This is a genomic window from Bacteroidia bacterium (genome assembly GCA_033391075.1).
Lineage (GTDB): Bacteria > Bacteroidota > Bacteroidia > J057 > J057 > JAWPMV01.
Genome location: JAWPMV010000001.1, coordinates 3,129,491 through 3,152,246, shown reverse-complemented (window position 1 = coordinate 3,152,246; position 22,756 = coordinate 3,129,491). Strand labels below are relative to the sequence as shown.

Annotated in this window: 18 protein-coding genes and 1 tRNA gene; 7 read left to right on the top strand and 12 right to left on the bottom strand. The window is 41.3% G+C overall.

What is annotated here, in order from left to right; genetic code table 11:
• Positions 1-222 precede the first annotated feature (222 nt).
• Together R8P61_12745 and R8P61_12740 are read right to left on the bottom strand one after the other, a co-directional pair.
• Positions 223-1,086 carry a 3-hydroxybutyryl-CoA dehydrogenase gene (locus R8P61_12745; protein ID MDW3647927.1) on the bottom strand — a complete coding sequence of 288 codons (864 nt, stop codon included), beginning with the start codon at positions 1,084-1,086 and terminating at the stop codon, positions 223-225.
• Between the two features lie 43 nt (positions 1,087-1,129).
• The gene (locus R8P61_12740) at positions 1,130-2,146 is read right to left on the bottom strand and encodes an isoaspartyl peptidase/L-asparaginase (protein MDW3647926.1); all 1,017 of its coding nucleotides are present in this window, start codon (positions 2,144-2,146) and stop codon (positions 1,130-1,132) included.
• A 94-nt stretch (positions 2,147-2,240) separates the two neighbouring features.
• On the opposite strand from R8P61_12740, the gene R8P61_12735 reads away from it, so the two are divergent.
• Entirely contained in the window at positions 2,241-3,029 is a 789-nt protein-coding gene (locus R8P61_12735; GenBank protein MDW3647925.1) for a L,D-transpeptidase family protein, read from the top strand.
• 636 nt (positions 3,030-3,665) lie between these two features.
• On the opposite strand, the gene R8P61_12730 is transcribed toward R8P61_12735, so the two are convergent.
• Together R8P61_12730 and egtB are read right to left on the bottom strand one after the other, a co-directional pair.
• Positions 3,666-4,631, bottom strand: a complete 966-nt coding sequence (locus tag R8P61_12730; GenBank protein MDW3647924.1) for an L-histidine N(alpha)-methyltransferase — start codon at positions 4,629-4,631, stop codon at positions 3,666-3,668.
• Between the two features lie 96 nt (positions 4,632-4,727).
• Positions 4,728-5,996: an ergothioneine biosynthesis protein EgtB gene (gene egtB / locus R8P61_12725; protein MDW3647923.1), complete on the bottom strand. Its 1,269-nt coding sequence runs from the start codon at positions 5,994-5,996 to the stop codon at positions 4,728-4,730.
• A gap of 260 nt (positions 5,997-6,256) precedes the next feature.
• On the opposite strand from egtB, the gene R8P61_12720 reads away from it, so the two are divergent.
• The 4 genes from R8P61_12720 (at position 6,257) to R8P61_12705 (ending at position 9,999) form a co-directional block, all read left to right on the top strand.
• On the top strand, positions 6,257-6,958 hold the full coding sequence (locus R8P61_12720) for a hypothetical protein (GenBank protein MDW3647922.1): 702 nt from the start codon (positions 6,257-6,259) through the stop codon (positions 6,956-6,958).
• A 13-nt stretch (positions 6,959-6,971) separates the two neighbouring features.
• Positions 6,972-7,835, top strand: a complete 864-nt coding sequence (locus R8P61_12715; GenBank protein ID MDW3647921.1) for a hypothetical protein — start codon at positions 6,972-6,974, stop codon at positions 7,833-7,835.
• A gap of 73 nt (positions 7,836-7,908) precedes the next feature.
• A complete protein-coding gene (locus R8P61_12710) occupies positions 7,909-9,576 on the top strand; it encodes a glycosyltransferase family 39 protein (GenBank protein ID MDW3647920.1) in 1,668 nt (555 codons plus the stop codon).
• A gap of 3 nt (positions 9,577-9,579) precedes the next feature.
• The gene (locus R8P61_12705) at positions 9,580-9,999 is read left to right on the top strand and encodes a nuclear transport factor 2 family protein (protein MDW3647919.1); all 420 of its coding nucleotides are present in this window, start codon (positions 9,580-9,582) and stop codon (positions 9,997-9,999) included.
• A 1,016-nt stretch (positions 10,000-11,015) separates the two neighbouring features.
• Here the strand turns inward: R8P61_12705 and R8P61_12700 are convergent.
• From R8P61_12700 to R8P61_12675, 6 genes are all read right to left on the bottom strand, one after another.
• Positions 11,016-12,524 (bottom strand): hypothetical protein, encoded by a 1,509-nt coding sequence (locus R8P61_12700; GenBank protein MDW3647918.1) that lies wholly within the window; start codon positions 12,522-12,524, stop codon positions 11,016-11,018.
• A gap of 149 nt (positions 12,525-12,673) precedes the next feature.
• Positions 12,674-13,933, bottom strand: coding sequence for a T9SS type A sorting domain-containing protein (locus tag R8P61_12695; GenBank protein MDW3647917.1), 1,260 nt, complete (start codon positions 13,931-13,933; stop codon positions 12,674-12,676).
• A 269-nt stretch (positions 13,934-14,202) separates the two neighbouring features.
• Positions 14,203-14,287, bottom strand: a tRNA-Leu gene (locus R8P61_12690).
• 69 nt (positions 14,288-14,356) lie between these two features.
• Positions 14,357-15,676, bottom strand: coding sequence for a TolC family protein (locus R8P61_12685; protein MDW3647916.1), 1,320 nt, complete (start codon positions 15,674-15,676; stop codon positions 14,357-14,359).
• A gap of 24 nt (positions 15,677-15,700) precedes the next feature.
• A complete protein-coding gene (locus R8P61_12680; protein MDW3647915.1) occupies positions 15,701-18,895 on the bottom strand; it encodes an efflux RND transporter permease subunit in 3,195 nt (1,064 codons plus the stop codon).
• A 17-nt stretch (positions 18,896-18,912) separates the two neighbouring features.
• Positions 18,913-20,058 carry an efflux RND transporter periplasmic adaptor subunit gene (locus R8P61_12675; GenBank protein ID MDW3647914.1) on the bottom strand — a complete coding sequence of 382 codons (1,146 nt, stop codon included), beginning with the start codon at positions 20,056-20,058 and terminating at the stop codon, positions 18,913-18,915.
• Positions 20,059-20,246: 188 nt separating this feature from the next.
• Here R8P61_12675 and R8P61_12670 point away from each other — a divergent pair, with 188 nt between their 5' ends.
• Positions 20,247-20,708 (top strand): rhodanese-like domain-containing protein, encoded by a 462-nt coding sequence (locus tag R8P61_12670; GenBank protein MDW3647913.1) that lies wholly within the window; start codon positions 20,247-20,249, stop codon positions 20,706-20,708.
• Between the two features lies 1 nt (position 20,709).
• On the opposite strand, the gene trxA is transcribed toward R8P61_12670, so the two are convergent.
• Positions 20,710-21,015: a thioredoxin gene (gene trxA, locus R8P61_12665; GenBank protein MDW3647912.1), complete on the bottom strand. Its 306-nt coding sequence runs from the start codon at positions 21,013-21,015 to the stop codon at positions 20,710-20,712.
• Positions 21,016-21,194: 179 nt separating this feature from the next.
• Here trxA and R8P61_12660 point away from each other — a divergent pair, with 179 nt between their 5' ends.
• Positions 21,195-22,283, top strand: a complete 1,089-nt coding sequence (locus R8P61_12660) for a M42 family metallopeptidase (GenBank protein ID MDW3647911.1) — start codon at positions 21,195-21,197, stop codon at positions 22,281-22,283.
• On the opposite strand, the gene R8P61_12655 is transcribed toward R8P61_12660, so the two are convergent.
• Complete coding sequence (locus tag R8P61_12655) at positions 22,280-22,615, bottom strand: hypothetical protein (GenBank protein ID MDW3647910.1); 336 nt, start codon at positions 22,613-22,615, stop codon at positions 22,280-22,282. The two genes, R8P61_12660 and R8P61_12655, sit on opposite strands and share 4 nt — an antisense overlap.
• Between the last annotated feature and the right edge of the window lie 141 nt (positions 22,616-22,756).

The following is a 22,756-nucleotide window of genomic DNA, read 5'->3' as shown; positions in this document are numbered from 1 at the left end:
TATATAGGGGGGGTATAGTTCGGGAGAAAGCGCAGAGGCTATAGTGTCTACATCCGAACTGATGATACAAATGTAATATGCAATGGGGAAATAGTACAAATAATTGTATCAATATTTTCCCCAACGGTGTAATATTCTGTCCGAATAGTTGAAATAAAAAACCTCTCCCGTCAGAATCAGATCCTGAATGGAGAGGAAAAAAAATAATTCTTTATATCTGTCTTAGGCCGAGTAGTCGTAAAAGCCTTTTCCTGACTTTCTACCCAGATGGCCTGCAGTTACCATATTTACCAAAAGAGGGCAGGGGGCATACTTTGGATTACCAAAGCCTTCCTGCAATACTTTCAGAATCGCCAGACATACATCAAGCCCAATGAAATCAGCCAATTGAAGGGGCCCCATAGGATGTGCCATTCCCAATTTCATCACTGTATCAATTTCCTCTACTCCAGCTACTCCTTCAAAGAGCGTATAGACCGCCTCATTGATCATGGGCATCAAAATCCGATTTGCAACAAATCCCGGATAGTCATTGACCGAAACCGGGACTTTCCCCAGATCCTCTGAAAGCTCCAATATAGCTTTTGTTACTTCTGCAGAAGTATCATATCCATTAATAACTTCCACCAGCTTCATTACCGGAACTGGATTCATAAAGTGCATGCCGATGACTTTATCACTTCTTCCGGTGATTGCGGCAATTTTCGTGATCGAAATAGAAGAGGTATTACTGGCAAGAATACAATTCGCAGGGCTGGATTCCGCAAGCTCTTTAAATATGGAAAGCTTCAGATTCATGTTTTCGGTTGCAGCCTCTATCACCAGATTCCTGTCTAATACAGCATCCTTGAGCTGGGTATGGGTCTTAATTCTGGCTAAAGCCTGCTCTTTCTCACTTTCAGTAATTAGCTCTTTTTTGATTTGGCGGTCCATGTTTTTTCCAATGGAAGCCATTCCTTTATCTATGGCAGACTGACTGATATCAATAAGATTAACATCATATCCATGTTGAGCAAAAACGTGAACGATGCCATTTCCCATTGTACCGGCACCTATGACAGCTACTTTCTTAAATTCTTGTATCATTCTTTAAATTTTTTGAGGGCTTATAGGGTATATAATTAGGGGGCTAAAATTCATCATCATAGATAGCTATACCACTGCTGCCATCTGATTTAATAAATCCTCTGAACATACCTGCAGAGTTAAAGGGCATATGGATATTTCCATCTTTATCCAGAGAAATCAAGCCACCTGAGGCATTTTGCTTCACCAATTTTTCATGGATAATATGATCTCCGGCTTCTTGCAGGCTTTTATTTCCATACTGCATAAGGGCCGAAACATCATAGGCCACAACATTACGAATAAAGTATTCGCCATGTCCTGTACAGGAGACAGCACAACTTTCATTATTGGCATAAGTCCCTGCTCCTATGATAGGTGCGTCTCCCACTCGACCGTATCTTTTATTGGTCATTCCTCCAGTAGAGGTCCCGGCAGCTAGATTACCCTCTTTATCTAAAGCTACGCAACCTACGGTTCCATGCTTTTTCAAAACCTTGGGTTCTTCACCCGCTTTCTTTTCCTGTACTTGCTTTAGCCTTCTTTCAGTATGGAAATACGTATTCTCTACCATCTCAAGACCATAGGAACTGGCAAATTTATCCGCTCCTTCTCCTGCCATCATTACATGTACAGAACTGTCCATAACCATTCTGGCTGCTGAAATAGGATGCTTAATAGTTTTTATGCCTGCAACTGCTCCTGCATTTCCAGTTTTTCCATCCATAAAGGAAGCATCCAGTTCAACAGTTTCTTCATGGGTAAATACTGCACCTTTTCCTGCATTAAAGAGGGGATTGTCTTCCAGGATGTGAATAGTGGCTTCTACTGCATCCATAGCTGTTCCTCCATTCTTGAGGATTTCTTCTCCTTTCTGTAAAGCCGCTTCCAACCCTGCCCGATATTGAACTTCCATTTCGTCGGTCATAAGATCACGACTCATCGCACCTGCGCCTCCATGTATGGCGAGTGCATATTCCGGTCTTTCACTATTTTCATCACTTTCCAGGTTTCCCATAAATAGGAAGCCAATACCTAGCAAAGTCGCCAGGATAAAGAGAGGTAGGAGTATTTTTTTCATTGCAAGCTTAGATTAAATGTTAGAGCAATAGGTAGCTCTGGTATAAGACTGGTATATTAGTTCTTGTGTTCTAATAATGTGCAAAAATAAATCTATGCGAAAACACATCCTATATTTTTCGGTAATCATTCCCTTGTTTTTTGCTTGCTCAGAATCCAAACCTAAAGAAGAGGTCCCAAATGAAGTCGAAGCTCAATCTCAAATGAGCCAAATGGAAAAACCGGAATCTCAACAGCTCGTTGTGGTGAGCGTAGCTCATTGGGATGCTGTGGAGGGCCAGATGAGTCGCTATGAATGGTCGGGAGAAGGCTGGGAAGAAGTCGGCAAAGCCTGGCCAATTGTAGTTGGTAAATCAGGGATGGCCTGGGGAAAGGGAAATGAGACCTTTAGCGATGCTGAGGGACCTATAAAAAAGGAAGGAGATAAACGATCTCCTGCAGGTATATTTCAATTAGGTTCGGCTTTTGGATACAGCGAAGCGCCCAATTGGGTAAACATGCCTTATATACAGGTCGTGTCAAGCACTATGTGTATAGAGGATGGGAATAGCAATTATTATAACCAGATTATAGATGAGGGAGAGGAAAACCCGGATTGGAATAGCACTGACCATATGCTGAGGAAGGATGATCTTTATGAATGGGGCGTATTTGTGGCGCATAATTCACCAGAGGCAGAAGCAGGAAAGGGTTCCTGTATTTTCCTACATGTATGGAGAAAGAATGATTCGGGAACGGCAGGATGTACCGCAATGGACAAGGGAAACATTCAGGATTTGATCAAATGGCTTGATCCGGCCAAAAAGCCCATTCTCTTACAAATGCCTTCAAATATCCCTGAGTTTATGGAAAGTAAATCAAAGTTGAACTTAATGGACGCTTAGAACTAAGTTGGCTGCCAAAAAATACCCTTTTCTTAATAATTTCGTCCATCGATTATAATATATATGAATATCAAAATCCGTCTATACTTGAAATTGGAGAATTCAGGTATCGCATTTTACCATTCATACTGTGGAATTGACTGTTCGGTTATTTAATGGCATCCCTCCTTCTTTTCGGCAAACTATTTGTAATCATATACAACGTGAGTGTGTTACACTCGTGATTCTGAAAAAAGACAAAACAACACCATGTATTGTATCAGAAAATTTGAGGGAAAGTGGACGATTAAGAATAATTACACGGGAGCTAGTAAGAAGCTGTCGGAGACAGAGGTGGAGGATTTACTAGCAGAGTTTCCTCATCTTAGGGAAAGCAAGAATGTTACCTATTTCAGGAACAAAGTCAAGTCGATAAGCGACTTACCTTAAAGCTTGCAGACCCCTCGTAGGACGAAAGTCCTGTAGAGCATAATAAGTTTTTTCATGGTGTTTGTTTGGGTTTGGACCGCTCCCTTTAGAAATAAAGGGGCGGTTTCTTTTTTGGGGAAAACGAAAGATAAGTGTGCGAGTGTTTTAGTGTTATAGTCTGCTTGTTTTACTTACACACTACAACACCTACGTACTACAATACTGCGTTTAAGCCAATCTCCATAAAGAATTGAGATAGTACCCTTTGCTATCGTAAAAGTTCTCTACGACTTCAAAACCGGACTTCTCAGCCAAATGATGAATAAGGTCCAGGTCGTATTTTTGAGAAAGTTCCAGCCAAATAGGTTCCCAGGCTCCGAAACTAAAGCTTCTACCCAGATCTCTGAAGTGTACGGTCTGATTTTCTTTACTCAAAAGATAACTTTTGGTCTCTCCACTTTGCGGATCATAATTGGGAGCGTGTTTCCATTTATTCAGATCGAAATCAGCTCCCAGTTCCCGATTCATTCTTCTCAGTAAATTGAGATTAAATTCCCGGGTAATGCCTTCGGGATCATTGTAGGCATTCAAAATGACATCCGGATCTTTTTTCTGATCGAAACCAATCATTACCAGATCATCTTCATTGAGTTCAGCAGCAATTTTACCCAAAAATTTGATCGACTGAGGAATGGTGAAATTCCCAATATTTGAACCGAGAAAGAATACAACTTTTCGATTGCCTTCATCGAGGTTCATTCGCCGCATGGCTTCAAAATATTCATAGGGATAACCCTCTACATTGAGTTCCGGCCATTTGGCTGCCAGTTCTGCCTCAAGTTTGCCTAAGGCGTCTGCGGATATATCTATGGGCCAATAAGAGAAGTCAACTCCACTTTCTAAAAAATGCTTCAGCAGGATTTGTGTTTTTAATCCATCTCCTGCTCCAAATTCAACCAAAGAAAAAGGACCTCCGGGCGCTAAAAAAGCGCGCAGCAAATCTTCTTTTTGCTGATCAAAAATCTCAAATTCTGAGTCTGTGAGATAATAAGCATCCATCCGCATGATCTGACGGAAGATCTCGCTACCGGCTGCATCATAAAAATATTTGGAAGAGAGATGTTTAGGTTTTGCTGAAAGACCTGAAATTACATCTTGAGCGAACTGTGTCTGAAGTAGGGTCTCATTTAACATAACGAAACAAACATTGTTTGGGAATGATTTATACGGCTATTGTTGTTTTTATGAAATAGCCATTTATACCTTATATACTATTGTCTTCTTGATAATTTATTTGACCAATCTGAACCCATTGAATAACCACTGCAAATGGGGATGGAAGAAGTTGCGATAACTCGAACGGATATGGTCTCTGGGAGTGGCACAAGATCCTCCTTTCAGGACCATTTGATTTACCATAAACTTCCCATTGTATTCTCCCAGGGTTCCTTCTGGAGCTTTATATCTGGGATAAGGCAAATACGCACTTTGCGTCCATTCCCATACATCTCCATAGAACTGATGATTTCCAGCTTTTCTTCTGGACGGACCATACTGCTCTGATTCTACGAAATTTGCCGCTTCCGGGATTTCCGGGCTAAAAGTATTACAGGCTATTTCCCACTGGAATTCGGTAGGCAGGCGCATGCCTTTCCAGTTTGCAAAGGCATTGGCTTCATAATAGCTGATGTGTGTCATGGGTAAATCCCAATCAATATCCTGGAGGCCATGTAGCGTAACATGCTTCCATTTACCATCTACTTTAAACCAATAGAAAGGCATGTCTTTTTTATGTTCATTTACCCAGGCCCATCCTTCCATCAACCAATGGCGATAGTCCTTATATCCCCCGGCTTCTACAAATTCCAAAAACTCTCCATGGGTAATAAGTCGGTCCATGATCTCAAAATCTTCCACATAAACTTTATGGACACATTCTTCATTGTCGAAATGGAAGCCCGGTCCTTCATATCCCACTTCATAGATTCCAGCTTCTACTTTGAGAAACCTGGCCTCCCCAATAGGATCATTTGCTTGTCCATTTGTAGGGATTTTCTCCCGATAAACAGGAAATAGCGGATTGTGTCCTAAAATGTATTTGATATCATACAGCAGCAATTCCTGGTGTTGCTGCTCATGCTGCATACCCAGCTCAATAACCCTATATATTTCCTCTGTTTTGGCATAAGGACCACTGAGATAATCATTGAGATGTTGGGTAACATGTTTTCTGTATTCCAGAATTTCTCCTAAAGAGGGACGAGTCATGTTTCCCCGATAAACTCTTTCGACCCTTTCTCCTGCCCCTTCATAATAACTGTTAAAGAGGTAAGCATATTTGGGATGAAAAATCTGGTATCCGGGTAAATTAGGTTCAAGGACAAAGGCCTCAAAAAACCAGGTAGTATGACCCAGATGCCATTTAGGAGGACTTACATCAACAATCGGTTGAACGACCGTATCCTCTGGTTTAAGGGGAGCACAGATATATTCTGTATGATTTCGGACTCTATTGAGTCTTTCCTGTATTTGTTGTTGTAATGAAGTGCTTAGCAGCATGGTGTTTTATTTCTAATAGACGGCAATTTCGCCAGAGACATGATTTCAAAGCGTCAGCTAGCCGATAGCCGCTTACAATTTAGACACAGTTTCTTTGAGGCTGTGACAAAAATTCACATTTTTTTTTCGAATTCTCCAATTCTAACAGAAGCTATGATAAAATGTTATCATTTTGTGATGAATCCGGTCATCAGGAAAACGAACTTGCCATCGCAAATTTCTTTATAGCTATTTGCTCTTTGCCAACAAACCAAAAAACTATGTATCAGAAAATTAGACTTTCTGACTTATTGATCCATTTATTGTGGATTCCCCTTGTCTTGACTTCCTGTATCGGAGATGATATCATTGATGATGAAGTTGATCCTATGCTGCGGATCATCAATCCCATTGATACCATTGCCTTTGATAGTACCTATCAATTTCAATTGAGCTACCTCAATAATATCGGGAGAGAGGAACCGATTCAGAATGTCAATTGGACATCTTCTGCCCCGACCATTATTGAAGTCAATTCGGATGGACTTGCCAAAGGCCTGATGACAGGAGAAGCTTTTCTGAAAGCCGAAGTTGAAGTGGAGGGAGAAATGATCAGTGATGAATTGCTGATTCAGGTAGGCGAACAAACTACCGCTGCCGTTACCGAAAGAACAGGTACCATAGAAACCACCAGTTTTTATACCCTGGAAGGGAGTTTTTCCTTATCTGAGGTGGAAGGGGATATGGTCCTTGCGATTGGTGATGATTGGAAGGCCAGTTCAAATCTGCCAGGCTTGTATGTCTATCTTACCAATAACCCCAGTACCACATCAGGAGCCTATGAAATAGGCGAAGTAACGATCTTTGAAGGAGAACATTCCTATAATTTAGGGAATGAAGTAGGCTTGAATGACTATGAGTACGTTTTGTATTTCTGTAAACCTTTCAATGTAAAAGTGGGAGACGGTGCTTTTGATAACTAAGAATCTGAAGACAATGAAAAAAACAGCAATACTCATAACGGGCTTGTTTCTGTTCTCCCTGCCAAAAATGTTTGCAGGTGGAGGATGGCCGCAATTGAAGGCAGAAGGATATTTCAAGCTTTCTCAGTGGTGGATCGTAGCAGACCAGCACTATACGGATCAGGGATTGATCGATCCCAATGTTACTACCGGAATTTTCAACACCAGCTTTTATGGTGAATATGGGTTCACAGATCGGATTACAGGCGTATTGTATATGCCTTTCTTTAGCAGGGCATTTAATAATAATCTCGTTTCAGGAACGACAGGAGAAGTACTGGTTCCCGGTGATGCCATCAATTCATTTGGAGATACGGATGTCGGCATAAAGATCGGTCTGACGAAAAGAGGAGCTCCAGTAGCTGTAGCAGCGACAATCTTATTGGGAGTTCCTTTGGGAATACAGATAGGGGGAAGCCAGAACAACCTCCAAACGGGAGACGGCGAATTCAATCAATTGATAAAACTGGATGCTGGCAAAAGCTTTGGGAAAGCTTATGGAAATGCCTACCTCGGTTTCAACAATCGCTCCAATGGATTCTCGGATGAATTTCATTATGGAATAGAAGGAGGGATCTCACTGGCTAATAGCAAACTCTGGCTCATCGGTCGTCTGTATGGTATTTCTTCTTTCAGAAATGGGGACTCTTCGGTAGGTGCCAATAGTACCTCGATTTTCGCCAATAATATAGAATACACCAGTTACTCTGTAGAGGCTACTTATAAAGTGCAAGGCAATGTAGGGATCTCAGCAACCATCGCAAGTGCCTTTAGAGGAGAGCTGGTTTTGGCCCAACCTTCTTATTCTGTAGGAGTATTTTTCGAGCTCAAGAGATAAAGAGCTTTCGTTAAGACTTTTTCTGAAACTTTTCTTTTCTCAAATTGCCAGCAAATTCTCTTGTTGGAAGCAAATGAGAAAAGAAAAGTTTCCCATTTTACTGCTGATAGCCTTTGGGCTGATTCTCCTGATAAATGTACTGCAAGGCATTTTTACGGAACTTGATCCGGATGAAGCCTATTATTGGATGTACTCCCGGGATTTGGCCTGGGGATATTTTGATCATCCGCCATTTGTGGCTTTGTTGATTCGGACAGGGAGTAGTCTATTGCCAGGATCGATAGGGGTACGATTATGGGCACCCTTATTACAGCTGTTTTCGCTTTGGATGATTTGGCGAATGTTGGGAAGTCCCAGAGAAAGTAAGCATCTACTTGCTTTCATTTTGTTAGCACTGGCTTTTCCTATGTTTCAGGCCTATGGATTTGTGATGACGCCGGATGTGCCGCTATTATTTTTTACAGTTCTATTCTTTTGGACCTATCAGAGATTTCTGAAGAAACCCAATATCCTCCATGCACTCTTTTGGGGAGCGAGTATGGCCTTACTCTTATACAGCAAGTACCATGGCATTCTGATAATTGGGATGTCAGTATTGGCAAATCTTCAGCTTTTGAGGCAAAAGAATTTTTACCTCGCATCGATTTTCGGCATTTTACTTTTTCTCCCGCATTTCTACTGGCAATATGCTGAAACCTTCCCCTCTTTTCAGTACCATCTGGCTGGAAGAAATGATGCCTATAGCATAGACCATCAACTCAATTTCTTTTTGGGGCAAGTATATACCTTTGGCCCTTTCCTCCTTCCCTTACTCTTGATTTATTATAGAAAGTTTAAACGAAATACAGCTTTTTACCGATTCCTCTTTTTTCTCATACCTGCAGTATTCGTCTTTTTCTTCCTCAATAGTTTCAATGGACATCCCGAACCCCAATGGACCGTAGTATTGTGCATCCCTTTTATCTTTTTAGGCTATGAATTGAGTAGTCGAAATGAAACCTTTCGAAAATTCCTTTATATAGGCGGAGGCCTAAGCCTATTCTTATGTTTGCTACTTCGGATTGCTATGCTTCCAGGCCTGAGTAAAATCAGGCCCGCTATGCAGGAATTGTCGTGGATGGTGGATTTAAAAGAAAAGAGTGGGGGAGTGCCTTTGTTTTTTCAAAATAGTTATCGCTCTTCTTCTAAATATCATTTCTATTTCAATATTCCTGCCTTTACCTATACAGACCATAGCTATCGCAGAAATCAATATGATCTATGGACGCATGAGAAAGAACTACATAATCAAGAGGTCTTATTCGTTGGAGAATGCGAGGATTGTAAAGAAATACAGTTAGCTGGAGGGAAAAAGATTCATGCACTGAAAGTAGATAGCCTTCAAATCGCTCAAAAACTGGAGCTTAGCCTTATGGATGCTGAAATAGATATGGAGAGTCAGTCAGAGAAAGAAATCCGGCTGAAGCTTTATAATCCTTATGAACATGATATTATCCCCGGAAAAAGCGAGCTCCCTCTTGAGTTCCGCTATATGATTTTTGGGGAAAAAGAAATCCTTTTCGATGGGAATTTGGAGTTCGCGCTATTCCCTCAAAAAATTCCTGCCCAAAGAAGTCTGGTTAAAAAGGTGAAAATTAAGATAGACGAAGAGCTAAAGGGACCATTTTCAATAGCTTTTGGATTTGCATACAAAGGTTCGAGGACTTCGGTCTTAAGCCCACTTTATCCTATAAAAAAATGATGTATGATACGATATAGCTTTACCCTCTTTTTATATCTCCTTTTTTGTGGAGGAATATTCGGGCAAAACCTGATTGAATTAGAGGATAGTCGTTTCCGCGCTCAAATGGAACAAGATACCTTGCTGCTTGCCAAAATTCTGGACGCGGATGTGATGTTTATTCATTCAAATGCCTATGTAGAGGATAAACAAGCTTTCCTGCAGAATGTAGCTTCCGGAAGAATCCGATATGAAAACATGCAGGCAGAAGAAGGAAGAAAGATCCTTTTTCGAAAAAGAACAGCCATGAGTCGGGGAGTATTAAAGGTTGCGGGAAAGTACCAGGGCGGTTCATTTGATATTCGTTTGCGCTATACGGCTGTATATGTGAAAAAAAAGAAGCGTTGGCTGCTCCTCAATTGGCAATCTACCAAAATCGAATAAGTGCCTGACAATCAGGAATCATGGATTTTACTCAGGCTTATCCACAATGTGGAAAAGCCATGTGGATAAAATGTTAATTTGTGAAAAACTTGTTTATAAGTTCATGCAAAATAATTTGCATGTATTGGAATAAAAGAGGAAATTAGATTCATCAAGTGAGAGATAAAGGGCAGATTTTCAAAGCCTTACTCTCAAGAGAAAAGATCTTTCGGGATCGAGTTTTTTGAAAGTAGTTCGATGGAAAGCTCTTAGGAGCTAACCAGAAAAAAGCCAAAGGCGAACTCTACGGAGTTGGGAAAACAAGGGCGGCGCAAGCCAACTAAGTTAGACCGTTTCAAACGAAGGAGATCTTCGGATCACCCATCGATTGTAAATAGCTTTTGCTTGGCAAACTGAGTATGTGGAAGGACGTTCATAGAACAATCGTAGCAATACGTATCCAATCACAACTTGAAGCGTATGGAGAAGCAATTCGACATGCAAATCGGACATAGGTCAAAGCTTACGGGTTTGGAATGAGAAGCGCAAGCGGAAAGAGACCAGAAAGCAAGTGGAATGGCAACAGGAAGCATGCAGGAAGGTAACCGGAAACTGGCGATTCGAATTCAGGTCAAATCGAAAGAATTTCTTCGGAAAGGAAATCGAAACAAATGATTAGATCGATGGTATACTCAGAAAGGTCAGAAAGTAGGGCAGTCGCGAATTCTTCGGAATTCACCTTGGACAAGGGACCGTCAGACATGATTCCGTAAAGCTCCGGCCAAGCGGATGCCTCGAACAGTAGCTTGACGCTATGTGATCACTACGGTGATGATATAGTGAAGCGGGAAACTTATCAGTAGATAGGCTTCCCGCTTTTGTTTTTTATAAAGATTCATTTCTAAATATAGCCTTAGTTATTGCGAGGCTTTACAGAGGGTGAAGCAATCTCCTTAACTACAAATAATTATTAGATTCAAGGAGATTGCTTCGCCGGAGATTCCGGCTCGCAATAACAGGCTGTTTAACTCTTCGAATCACATTTCTAGTAAATAATACTTCTTCTTCCGCCAATAGCCATAGTAGACTTTCTGATTGAATTCAAACAAACTGATACTCCGGACATTGTTTTCCATTTCCTCATCATTGACTCTTTTTAGGATTCTGTCCCATTTTCCCGTCTCGACACCTTCGGGTGCAACAGCAAAAGTTTCTGAATTGAAATACGTATCTCCCTGAAAAATCCGTCCTTCGCTAAAATAGTAAACAGCATCGATTACCATGTTGATAGGAGTAAAAGGATCTATAAACACATTGGCGGCTCCATTTCCACCGATCCATACCCCTGCACCTGTTTCAGCAGCTACTGAAGCAATAGCTCCGAGGGTGTTTACGACATCTCTGTCCTTCTGCTTCATGTATCGATGAGAACCGATGATCAGACGTTCATAATCTCCTTCCTCTTGAATAACCACGGCCAGGGAGCGTTCGAATTGACGCCAAAGCTTCGGATCTTCGTTCTCGTTCATTCTGCCCGAGACAAACTGTCGTTTTCGCCTAAACTGAAAATCCTCGTAAAAACTACTTCGATCATCCCAGCTCCTTTCTATGATCAACTCTCCATTATCAAAGCTTCTTTTGGTCAATGTTAATCCCTCGGAATTAGCATAAACCTGGAATAAATGACCGCCATAGATATAAGAATTGAATTGTTTTACCTCATCCTCAGGTTGATAATTGGCAATGGGATAAAATTCGACAGTCAAATCCCAGCTCTCTGTATTAATGGCAATGATTTCCGTATGGCCCGTTTCGAAGTTTTCAATCGTTAATAACAATTCTTCTCCAAAAGCATAGATCTTTTCCTGTTTAGCATTGCTTATGACGGAAGCATCTTCGGGATGAGTTATAACAGGAGTAGGAATTACTTTTCGTTTTCCGAGAAGCTTACCCAGACCGGCCTGAGGAATATTCAGGCTTTCAAATTGGGCAATTCGGTTTTCTCCCAATTCATAATAAAATATATGCAATTGAGAACGCTTGACATCTACCCAAATCTTGTAAAAACGATCTCCATATTGAAAAACCTTTAGGAGTTTAACTTTTTCTTTCTCGAGCATGGCAATGATTTCCTCCGGCAGATCAAGGACTTCTTCATCTTTGTAGCTACCTGTATCTTTGTTGAAACGATACAGCAGGCTTCGATATGAGTTCTTTCGCGTGCCAGCATCAAGGAAGACCAAAACTTCCTTTTCGCTATTCATGATGCTCTGAATTTCCCGACCCCAATACCGGGAGGGCAAATCCTCGCTTTGTACTTTTCGCTTGAGATCCATTTCCTGATCCAGAAATAGAAAATCTAAATGGGATTCAAATTGAAAAGCCAAAAGAAAGGGTTCTTCTTCTTCAAAATTGTCCAATGCATATACCCGGGCATTTTTACCTTCCGGATACTCAAAGAATTTGTAAGCTTGTGATTGTGTTCCTGAATAAATAAAAAGGAATAGACTCAGGAGAATTAAATTAGGGTAAGTAGATGTTTTCATGCAGGGAAGTTTGATTCAATTTTTAAGCTAACAAGATATAAGCACTTTAAGTTTTAAAAAGTCTCAATGAATAAGCGCGTATCATTTTTTATCAAATGAAAAGCCCATAGATCAAAGATCTATGGGCAACATCCGATAAGTATTGAGAGTTAATGGATCAAAAGTTTTAATCTGGCAAGTTTATCGCCCTCTTTAATTTCAAGGAAATAAATAGAGGGACTATGTTTATGCAGGTCTAATTGTATGCGGGTTTGTGGATAAAGGCTTTGCTTCTCCCAGCTTTGGACGAGCTGGCCTTTGAGGTTCAATAAGCTGAACTCTGTTTGAACTCCTGTAATACCTGTATAAGTGATGCCCAGAATATCTTTGACTGGATTGGGCCCAATGATGTAAGGGAGATTTTCTTGAAAGTCCCTGTCTATAGAAGTAGCCGTGCAGGAAGTGTCCACCATTATTTCAATCTCAGCACGTGCATCACAGCCATTTTCATCTATAGCTTCTACCACAATCAGCCGGCTTTCTTCCAGCGTCAGACTTATACTTTCATCATCATCTTCTGTACTCCAGAATATCTCATCAAATCCATCGGGGATTTCCAGGGTGATTTCTCCTCCTACACAAATTTCTGCCGGATCAGGATCACTATTTATTGTGAGGGCAATGGGTTCAACTACTTCCAGAAATATGCTGTCCATAGCAACACAACCACTATCTCCCATAGCAGTTACTACATATAAGCCGGAGTCAGAAGCCCAAATAATTCTCGTACTGTCTCCCGTATTCCAACTATAGCTATTAAAACCGGCATTAGGCTCAAGCACCAGAGAATCTCCCTGACAAATAAGGGGATCATCATCATCCGTTTCGATTTCCAATTCGCAATCATCTGCTCCATTACAATTTTCTACAATAATCTCTATCCTTGCCCTTGCCTCACAAGCATTTTCGTCCAATGCTTCCAGGACAATCTCTACAGTTTCTTCCGGCGAAACGTAAATAACTCTAGCCGTATCTGAGGTATTCCAGGCATAGCTTAGAAATCCATTGGACGCTTCCAGTAAAATAGAATCTCCTATGCATATTTCTCTGTCTGCTGGATCCGCACCGATTTCCAGAATGGGAGGCTCATTTACAATAATCTGAATACTATCGACAGCCACACAGCCAGTATCGTCTGTTGCCTCAATAATATACCATCCCGGATCACTTGCCCATATCAGCCTGCTTGTATCTTCTGTATTCCATTCATAGCTGAGAAAGCCATTAGTTGCTTCGAGGAGGACGGAATCACCCTCGCAAATCTCTGTATTTCCGGCAGCACCTACCTCAATACTACATTGAGCATATAGAGTGGGTGGGTGGAGGCTAAATAAGAAAAAGGAAAGGAGTGTGAAGGTAAAAGTTTTCATGTATGAGTTGGTTTTAGGTTAAAGTGTTTTCTATGTGTTTCGTTATCAGTTAATTACCCGAAAGTATGACTGGCTTTTGCAGAAATGGACAGATTTGCAGGAGAGCTTATAATTTTAGGCTAGCACGACTTGCTTATGAGCTTTCAAAACTCATGGAAAGGATTCACGACTTTTTAATGGCTTAGAAATAGGGAGCGGCAGGAGAATTCTTGTAAAAAAGAAACCGCCAGCAAATCTCGGGGATTTTACTGGCGGCTCTACATCTTACGTACCCGAGGCCGGACTCGAACCGGCACGGCTGCAATAGCCATTGGATTTTAAGTCCAACGTGTCTACCAATTCCACCACTCGGGCAGGGTTGGAATGTGGAGCAAAAGTAATCTTCCGAAAGATAAATGCCAAATCCCTTTGGCATAAATTATTTTACTCTCGCAGTAAAGCTCCACTTAGCCTAAGAAGTTCTGTTTCGGATTCTTTTAAGTTCCTCAGTGCCTGAAACTTAGCGAACTGAGCATTGAGGTATTGCAGTTGAATATTTCTGTAGTCGAGGGAGTTGATCAATCCATTTTGGAAGCGATCTTTGCTCATTTCCAGGCTTTGTCGGCTATTTTCCACGCTAGCCAATTGGATCAAGAGCAGTTCTCTCCTCGATTGATACTGATCAAACGTAATGATAAGATCATTTTCCAGAGAGCGTTCAAGGTCCTCCTGCTGAAGTTTTCCTATCCTTTCATTGATGCGGGCATTCTCAATCAGACGTCGGGTATTGCCGCCATTGTAGAGATTAAAAGCTATGGTAATACCAGCAGAAAAATCGAAAGCAGTAACATTTCTGGTTACGAAAGGCATGGTTTCCGCAGTATTGGGATCTCTATTGATCAGTTGTAATTGTCCGGTAGAAAAAGTGGTTCCGGCATTCATGGAAATGGTGGGATAGCGATTGGCTCTTGCAATTCGGATATCTTCCCTCAGGATGTTATTGTTGATGTATTGATTCCTGAGGTTATTATTATCAGATAGCATTTTCTCCAGCAAAGGGTCCCAATCGATAGGAGGGAAGTTTTCCTGCAAAGGATCTCTGAGGATGACTTCTGTTTCCATCTCAACTCCCATGATGAGTTTCAGGTTCCGTAAACTATTTTTCAAAACCACTTCCTGGCTCAGTACATTGGCCGAGTCAGTGAGGAGTGCATTTTTGAATTGCAGGAGGTCAAAGCTTCCGGAGGTACCGATTTCCGTTTTAAAGGATTCGTATTCTAACCTTTCCCTCGAATTTTTCAATACTTCCTGCAGAACTTCCAACTGCTCTTGTGCCAGCAGGCCTTGATAATAGGCCAGAATTACGGCTTGTAAATTATTTTCAATGATAATAGCCGCGTTTCCATAACTCAGCTTTTCCAATTCCTCCAATCGGGCTTTATTGGCTTCAATTCTATAGCCATCAAATAAGGTCCAGTTCAAAGAAGGGCTTACTCCCAGATTGGTCCTTTGGGGAACAAAAGAACCGGGATTGCCCGATTGGAACCGGCTACCATTTACGTTTAGATCTAGTCTGGGTAATCTTCCGGCAGCTCCCCAATTATTATTATTTCGAGCTATTTCCTGATCCAATGCTGATATCCTGATCCCGTAATTATTTTCCAGGGTGAGATTGATCGCATCTTGCAGGCTAATGGAATTTTGCCCAAATGCTCCGCAAAAGGAAAGGCAAAAAATAGCTACTATCAGGATTCTCCTACTCATTACTTCTATCATTTCTCTTGCTAATTAAAGGATCTTCTCCAGTTTTTTCTCTCTTCTAATTGCTGGTTCCACCAGTTCACGGAGAGGTATATTTTGTCTTCCATGCCAAAGCAATTCTTTTAACCAACCCCAGACGATCCGCACATCATTTGCTACCGCGAGTAAGGAGGGGAAGATGGTCAGGATAAAGGCCGTTCCCAACATTACTCCATAGGCTACAGATATGGCCATAGGGATCAAAAACTGAGCGGTTTGACTGGTGTCTCGAATCAGAGGGAAAAGCCCTACCACTGTCGTAAGAGAGGTAAGTATAATTGGTCTAAATCTGGATTTCCCAGCATAAAAGATAGCACTCGCTAAGCTATGGCCTCCTCTCAGGAAGCGGTTAAATTTGTCGATGAATACAACGGCATCATTTACAATTACACCAGCCAGGGCCAGCATGCCATAGGAACTCAAAATAGAAACCGGCTTGCCTTCCAGACCGTGTCCGATTACTGCTCCAATCAATCCAAGAGGAATCATAGAAATAATTAGGATAGACTGGGAGAATGACATGGTTCCCAAAGCGATAAGCAAAACCATTCCGACAAGGAAGAAAGGAGCTACTATACCTAAAGATGCCCCAAATTCTGCTCCCCGGCGACTCTGACCTTCGAAACTTACCTGAAGCGTACTGTATTTTTCTCTAAGTTTTGGGACGAAATCCTCCTGAAGGCCAGTCAGGATGGGAGCAACCGGTGTCGATTGATCAGCCAGATCTGCTTCTACCCGAACTTCTCTTGCTCCATTGAGATGGACAATATCAATTACCCCTCTTTTTGTATCGTATTCGACCAGTTCGGTGAGCGGGTATTCCTGACCTGCAGCAGTACGGATTTTGATAGCATCCATATCTCCCAGACTTCTTCTTCCAGAACGAGGATAGCGTACCCAAACCCGGACCTCATCCTGCCCGATTTGCAACCTCTGAGCCTCTTCTCCAAAGAAACCTTGCCTAATCTGGCGGGTGATATCATTATGGGTAAGGCCCAATAAGTAAGCCTGTGGTTTAAGTTTAAGGTTGATTTCTCTATTGCCCGGTATATTATTATCTGTAATATCTCTCAGGTCTGCAAGCGTCTTGAGGTAGGACTTGGTTTCTAGTTTGGCCAATTCCAACTCTTTGGAATCCCTGCTTTTCAAACTCAGAGAAACCGCTTTTCCAAAGGCTCTTCTATCTCCGATTGTGAGCTGCTCAACCTCAGGCATAGGGCCAAGCTTCTGACGCATCAAAGCGGCATATTTAGACTTGCTTACTCCCGTTTCTTCCTGAGGAGCAAGGGTAATACGAACATTACCCAAATGACTGCCAGAATTAATACCTGATCTTGCACTTCCGGAAGTACCTACATCTACCCGGGTAGCAAGGAGGAAACTTTTTTCAGTCCCTCTTTCTGCCTGTAATTCATCTTCAACATCATAGGCAGATTGCTCAATCCTTTTTAGGATCCCTTCAGTTATATTTTCTCGGGTACCGGGCTTTAATACAACCGCAGCATCCATATTATCTGAAAAAGAAATAGGAGGGAAGAAAGTACTGCTAATATAATTACCCTGCACAAGGCCGGTAACAATCAAAGTCATGGCCAATGCTGCAGCCAGAACCGGATAGCGGTAACGAATCATATTCGCCAATACCTTTCCATATAAATTATCCCGCAAATAGGAAAAACCTTTGTCGAGGGCTTTTCTGAAACGGCTGGGTTCTTTCTTATCCAGGGCTCCTGAATGGGCCAGGTGAGCAGGAAGGACAAAGTAACATTCTATCAGGGAGAAAATCAGACAGAGAATAACCACAACCGCCATTTCTTTTACAATTGCGCCAAAACGCCCTTCAAAGAAAAAGAAGAGAGAAAAAGAAAGGATAGTTGTACTTACTCCGGTAAATACTGATCCCATTACCTCCATGGTCCCATCTACTGCCGATCGGAAAGGAGATTTCCCTTTCTCAAAATGTGCATAGATGTTTTCGCCTACCACTATACCATCATCCACCAATATCCCAATCACCAGAATCATCCCAAAAAGAGACATGATATTGATGGTTACTCCCACATAATCAGCGATAAAGAGCATTCCCAGAAAAGAGAAGGGAATACCAAAGGCGACCCAGAAGGATAAACGAAGGTTCAGGAACAGACCCAGGAAGACCAGCACAAGAATCAATCCTGTCAAGCCATTATTGGTCAGAATATCAAGACGCTTATTGAGATAATCAGCGCGATTGTCCAGAATAACAGCTTCTACACTTTGGTTGGCATCATTAAATTCTTCCGCATAGGCCCGAACATAATCCGTAATAGTCAGGATATTTTCTTCGGGAAACTTGATTACGTTGATCGTAACTGCGGGCTTCCCATTGAAATATCGCTTATTGGGAACTTCTGAGAATTGTGCCTTGATAGAGGCTATATCCGACAGGCGGAGAATGCTCCCATCTGTATTCGTTCGTACAATGATTTCTCCCAGGCCTTTGGGATCGTATTGTTTTGCACGGGATCGAATCAGGATTTCTTCATTTTCGGTTTTAATAGATCCTGAAGAAATATCCCGGTTATTTAAACGAACCGCATTTGCCACCTGATCGAAGGTCATGCCATAACGAATCAGGGTTTCTTCTGGTACTTCAATAGCGATTTCCCGTGTAGGATAACCACTGGTAGTTACTTCTGAGATAATACCGGAAGCCAATAGATCATAGCGCATGGTTTCGGCATACTTCTTCAGATTCATCAAATCCAGATCTCCTACCAGGATGAGTGAAATAGCCGTTTCCCTGGGCTTCGCATTTATTACGATAGGTCGTTCTGCGCTTTCGGGGAATGAGTTGATCCGGTCAACTGCATTCTTTACATCAGTAAGAACGATTTCTGACTCATAGCCATTTTTCACAGAAACACTGATACTGGCCGTATTTTCAGAAGCTTTACTATTGATTTCTTCTATTCCCTGAATACTTTTCAAGGCCTCTTCAACCTTGATAACTACTCCTTCTTCCATTTCTTCCGGAGACGCGCCCGGATAAACAACGGTGACAGAAATGGTATTGGGGTCTACTTCTGGGAAGAAGGCTTTTTTAATATTGAAAATACTAAAGCCTCCGAGCATGAGTACAATTAGGATGATCCCATTGGACCAAATTGAGTACTTGGTGAGGTATGCAATTAATCTTTCCATAAAATTCCTGTCCTGTATTAATTGCTCATTAAATTCATTTTCACGGGCATATCTTCACTGGCACTAAGTAAAGGCTCAACGACTACATAGGCACCTTTATCCAGGCCGGAGAAGAATAGGGTTTCTTTATTCACTTTTTCAACCTGAATAGGCTTTACTTTCAATACACTGTCTACCACCACATAGACCTCATTTCTATTTAAAACAGCATTGCGTGGGATTTCCATTACTGCTTTTGTTCGGGTAATGGGGACATCTACCCGTAAATACTGACCCTCGTAAATTTTGGTGCTACCGGGATTGAACTGGATATAAACATTGAGAGATTGAGTAGTAGGGTCTAATGAGGAGCCTATTCGACTGATTCTTCCCTGCCAGTTGCTGCCTTCATCTTCCGCTTTTACCGTAACTTTAGTCCCATATTTGAGGAATTCTATATCCTCAGTTTTGAAAGGAACTTCCAGCTCAAGACGATTGCTTTTGGCTATTCTTGCGACCCGATTTCCAGGATTTACTACAGAACCTACTTCCAGAAACACATCCTGATAAGAACCGCTAAAAGGAGCCCGAATTACATATTTCGAGATTCTTTCTTCTGCACTCCTGATGCTGTAATATTGATTGAGGATGTTTTTGGTGGAAAGAAAAACCTTCTCTTTTGCATTGCTGATTTCAGGTAAAGGCGGCAAGGCCTTTTCAACATCTATACTATCCAGATAGGATTGCCATTTTCCAAACTCAGAATTATAATCTACTTTCAGGTCTGGAAGAATTCCTGCAATTGCAGTCAGGAAATTACTTTTTTGAGAGGAGAGAGTGAGTCGAGCTTCCGTATCATCAACTTTAAACAAAACCTGTCCTCTGGAAAAACGCTGGCCTCTTTTTAGATAAACCGAACCGGGTTTGATGACCCCCTGGATTTCTGTAATAAGGTCAATGGCATTTTCGGAGACTACTTTCCCTAATCCATTCAGCGAAAGTTCTCGACTTTTATATTCTACTTGATTAACTTTCACAGACTTAAGGCTTTCTTTGATCGACATTTGCCGTACGGGGGATTTTCTGCTTCCAAAATAATCTCCCAAAGAGCTACCAGCTAAGAGGATCAAAACAGCGATTACTCCTGATACCAATGCTCTTCTTATAAATAAGGATTGTTTCATTTTCTAATTGAGTTGATGAGATCAAAACCCTAAACAAAAACTTATGTTTAATTTGAGGCGCTATTTACTAAGATTTACTTTATAATTGTATGCATTTCGATTAAATGCCTAATATCTTCGACACAATGAATAGAAGGTTCTTACGGTTCGTTTTCTTATTATTTATTCCCATTTTTCTTCTCGTATTAGTGAAAATATCTTCAGATTCAAACATAAAAAGTCCCCTCTACAAGTTCTTACTTGATGGGCTGCTTTCTCATGAAATAGAGGAGATAAGTGTAGCGGATGCTCACACCTCTCTGGATAGTATGCTTGTGTATGATACTAGAAGCAAAGAAGAATATGAAGTAAGTCATATACCCGGTGCTATCTGGATCGGCTACGATGCATTTGACATAGGAAAGTTGGAGAATATTCCCAGGGAGAAAAAAATTCTTGTGTATTGTTCGGTAGGATACAGGAGTGAGAAGATTGGGCATCAACTAAAAGAAGCCGGATATCTAAATGTCCGCAATCTGTATGGAGGAATTTTTGAATGGGTCAATCAGGGAAATAAAATCCAGACACCCAAGGGGGAGGATACAGAAAAACTGCATGCCTATAACCGAATCTGGGGTGTCTGGACTTCAGCTAATGAGAAGGTCTATTAGCCTAAGCGAATTGGCTTACCGCCTGCTTTAAATTGCTCAATGAGGTGCCCCCAGTGTGCCTCCAGACAATTTCTCCTTTTTTGAAAATCATAAAGGTAGGTACTGCTTGAACCCCATATTGCATAGCTGCTTGCTGGTTCTTGTCGATATCTATTTTGATAACTCTTGCCTTACCGGAAACTTCCTGCGCCAATTCCTTAACAACCGGATTCATTGCCTTACAAGGGCCACACCAGGTAGCAAAAAAGTCTACCAATACAGGTTCTTCGCTTGAGATTAAATCGTTAAAACTTTTCTTGACTTCCATCTTTCTTAATTTATATGACAAAAATCCTATTTATAGTGATTTGGGTATGTCTGCTGCCATACAATTCCCAAATTACCCACTCTAAAAATTAAATACCTATTTAAACTGTAATCAATTAATTTATTCTATTAAAGGAATTCATAATATTTTCTACCTTTGTGCCTTATTATCAATCAGATATGGCAAGCAAAACTATCATTAAAAAATCTTCGCTTAAATTCCTTACTTCTTATATAAATAATGCTTCCCCCACAGGTTTTGAATCCAGCGGCCAAAAACTATGGCTGGATTACATAAAACCTTATATCGACGACTATCAAGTTGATGCCTATGGGAGCGTTTATGGAGTTGTCAACCCTAAAGCGAAATATAAAGTTGTTATTGAAGCACATGCAGATGAGATCGCATGGTTTGTAAACTACATTTCTGAAAGCGGGATGATTTATGTGATCCGAAACGGAGGATCAGATCATCAAATTGCTCCTTCGAAAAGGGTAAACATTCATACAGAAAAGGGAATTGTACCTGCCGTATTTGGTTGGCCTGCTATACATACCCGTAGAGGAGATAAAGAGCAAAATCCTACCCTCAAAAATATTTTCCTGGATTGTGGCTGTACCAGTAAAAAGGAAGTTGAAGCCCTGGGAGTTCATGTCGGCTGTGTGATTACCTATCAGGATGAATTTGAAGTTCTCAACAAGAACTTCTTCATGGGAAGAGCTTTAGACAATCGTATGGGAGGGTTTATGATTGCTGAGGTCGCTCGCCTCTTAAAAGAAAACAAAGTGAAACTTCCATTTGGGCTTTATATCGTAAATGCAGTTCAGGAAGAAATTGGTTTGAGGGGGGCACAAATGATAGCCGAAAGAATCCAGCCAGATGTAGCCATTGTTACGGATGTTACCCATGATACTTCTACTCCTATGATTGACAAGATCACAAGGGGAGATGTGAAAGCAGGCAAAGGGCCGGCCATGACTGTAGGGCCTGCAGTGCATAACAATCTGCTTCGCCTGATTCAGGATACTGCACGCGAACAAAAAATTGAATTTCAAAGAGAGGCATCTTCACGATCAACAGGGACCGATACAGATGCCTTTGCATATTCTAATATGGGAGTTCCTTCTGCCTTGATTTCATTGCCTCTTCGGTATATGCATACTACGGTTGAGATGGCACATAAATCAGATGTAGAAGCGGTAATCAAGCTTATCTACCATACGCTTCAAAACATCAAGAACAACCACGATTTTCGTTATTTTTCTTAGAGGAAAAGTAAAATCAGGGGCGTTGCCAGGAATATAAAGCTGGATCCGAAGAAAAGAGATATGGTAAAACGCGTATCAATTTCTACGAGATTACTTACCAGGTTTGCGAAAAAAAGTAAACCAAAACCAATTACCAGGTAAGGAAACCAGCTAAAGCCTGCCGCGCTATAAAGAGAAAGGGGAATCAGAATACAAGGCAACATAAGTGCTACTGCTGTCCACATAAATCTTCTGGGCTCCTGAGCTAAGCAATAGTCAAGGTATTTGGTCCACAGAGTTTTATTCTCTTTTTTCTGGACAAGGGTGCTGGGAGCTTTTAGTGTATCTATCATGAGGATAATGTGTTAATTGATTATACCTCAAATGTAAAGGTGGATAGGCCGAAAGCAGATGTCCGCGATCATAAAGAATAGTGACTTTAGTCATTTCCATAAAAAAAGCCCTCCTGAATAGGAGGGCTTAATTCTTTTTAA

Excerpts from the sequence above, each read along its gene's own strand:
- R8P61_12745 (MDW3647927.1), bottom strand. The coding sequence starts at position 1,086 with ATGATACAAGAATTTAAGAAAGTAGCTGTCATAGGTGCCGGTACAATG.
- R8P61_12735 (MDW3647925.1), top strand. The coding sequence starts at position 2,241 with ATGCGAAAACACATCCTATATTTTTCGGTAATCATTCCCTTGTTTTTT.
- R8P61_12705 (MDW3647919.1), top strand. The coding sequence starts at position 9,580 with ATGATACGATATAGCTTTACCCTCTTTTTATATCTCCTTTTTTGTGGA.
- trxA (MDW3647912.1), bottom strand. The coding sequence starts at position 21,015 with ATGGAAGTCAAGAAAAGTTTTAACGATTTAATCTCAAGCGAAGAACCT.
- R8P61_12660 (MDW3647911.1), top strand. The coding sequence starts at position 21,195 with ATGGCAAGCAAAACTATCATTAAAAAATCTTCGCTTAAATTCCTTACT.
- R8P61_12695 (MDW3647917.1), bottom strand. The coding sequence starts at position 13,933 with ATGAAAACTTTTACCTTCACACTCCTTTCCTTTTTCTTATTTAGCCTC.
- R8P61_12715 (MDW3647921.1), top strand. The coding sequence starts at position 6,972 with ATGAAAAAAACAGCAATACTCATAACGGGCTTGTTTCTGTTCTCCCTG.
- R8P61_12740 (MDW3647926.1), bottom strand. The coding sequence starts at position 2,146 with ATGAAAAAAATACTCCTACCTCTCTTTATCCTGGCGACTTTGCTAGGT.
- R8P61_12685 (MDW3647916.1), bottom strand. The coding sequence starts at position 15,676 with ATGAGTAGGAGAATCCTGATAGTAGCTATTTTTTGCCTTTCCTTTTGC.
- R8P61_12675 (MDW3647914.1), bottom strand. The coding sequence starts at position 20,058 with ATGAAACAATCCTTATTTATAAGAAGAGCATTGGTATCAGGAGTAATC.
- R8P61_12710 (MDW3647920.1), top strand. The coding sequence starts at position 7,909 with ATGAGAAAAGAAAAGTTTCCCATTTTACTGCTGATAGCCTTTGGGCTG.
- egtB (MDW3647923.1), bottom strand. The coding sequence starts at position 5,996 with ATGCTGCTAAGCACTTCATTACAACAACAAATACAGGAAAGACTCAAT.
- R8P61_12720 (MDW3647922.1), top strand. The coding sequence starts at position 6,257 with ATGTATCAGAAAATTAGACTTTCTGACTTATTGATCCATTTATTGTGG.
- R8P61_12680 (MDW3647915.1), bottom strand. The coding sequence starts at position 18,895 with ATGGAAAGATTAATTGCATACCTCACCAAGTACTCAATTTGGTCCAAT.
- R8P61_12730 (MDW3647924.1), bottom strand. The coding sequence starts at position 4,631 with ATGTTAAATGAGACCCTACTTCAGACACAGTTCGCTCAAGATGTAATT.
- R8P61_12655 (MDW3647910.1), bottom strand. The coding sequence starts at position 22,615 with ATGATAGATACACTAAAAGCTCCCAGCACCCTTGTCCAGAAAAAAGAG.
- R8P61_12700 (MDW3647918.1), bottom strand. The coding sequence starts at position 12,524 with ATGAAAACATCTACTTACCCTAATTTAATTCTCCTGAGTCTATTCCTT.